This is a genomic window from Thermobrachium celere DSM 8682, assembly GCF_000430995.1.
Classification (GTDB): Bacteria; Bacillota; Clostridia; order Clostridiales; family Caloramatoraceae; genus Thermobrachium; species Thermobrachium celere.
This window is the reverse complement of sequence record NZ_HF952012.1, coordinates 1-995: the sequence shown is the minus strand read 5'-3', so window position 1 is coordinate 995 and position 995 is coordinate 1. Positions and strand designations below refer to the sequence as shown.

Here is a 995-nt window from a genome sequence, read left to right as displayed (position 1 = left end):
TACTCTGGATCAGGTCTCGCTCAAAGTCCTTTTCGCCTACAGGGCTTTTACCTTCTGTGGCTGGCCTTTCCAGACCTATTCGGCTAAGAACTCCTTCGCTTTCTTGACCTGTCCGCAACCCCAGAGTTTCCTCTGGTTTGGGCTCCTCCCCTTTCGCTCGCCGCTACTTAGGGAATCGATTATTCTTTCTTTTCCTCCGGGTACTTAGATGTTTCAGTTCCCCGGGTGTGCCCTCCTTAGCCTATGGATTCAGCTAAGGATGCATGGCGTTAGCCATGCGGGTTCCCCCATTCGGACATCTGCGGATCACAGCCTGTTTGCGGCTACCCGCAGCTTTTCGCAGCTTACCACGTCCTTCATCGGCTCCTGGTGCCAAGGCATCCACCATGCGCCCTTTGTAGCTTGATCGTTACAAAGAACTTGTTACCTTTGGCTGTGCAGTTTTCAAAGAACTGTTTTACTTATTCTTAAAGACGTTTCTTATCATAATGCGTCTTTAATCTGAAGGGACTTCGGCCTTTCGGCTCCCGGGCAATTTAGACGCTAACTTCGTTAGCTAAATTGCCCGCCGAAATCCATTCAGGATTTCGGCCCTTCAAAACTAAACAGCGAGAGCTATTAAACCCTTAGAAAGGAGGTGATCCAGCCGCAGGTTCTCCTACGGCTACCTTGTTACGACTTCACCCCAATCACCAGCCCCACCTTCGACAGCTGCCTCCCTTGCGGGTTAGCCCACTGGCTTCGGGTGTTGCCGGCTCTCATGGTGTGACGGGCGGTGTGTACAAGGCCCGGGAACGTATTCACCGCGGCATGCTGATCCGCGATTACTAGCAACTCCGGCTTCATGTAGGCGAGTTGCAGCCTACAATCCGAACTGGGACCGGTTTTTGAGATTAGCTCCCCCTCACGGGTTTGCAACTCATTGTACCGGCCATTGTAGCACGTGTGTAGCCCAGAGCATAAGGGGCATGATGATTTGACGTCATCCCCACCTT

Annotated in this window: 1 rRNA gene and 1 other annotated feature (1 of these 2 running past the window's edge); the gene reads right to left on the bottom strand. The window is 52.4% G+C overall.

Annotation, left to right across the window (positions count from 1 at the left end):
* Window positions 1–408: a sequence feature (mutual gap in cmsearch alignment for this rRNA model is longer than 100), on the bottom strand; it reaches 1,591 nt to the left of the window's first position.
* Window positions 409–630: 222 nt separating this feature from the next.
* Window positions 631–995 (bottom strand): 16S ribosomal RNA (locus TCEL_RS00490); the annotation flags it as partial.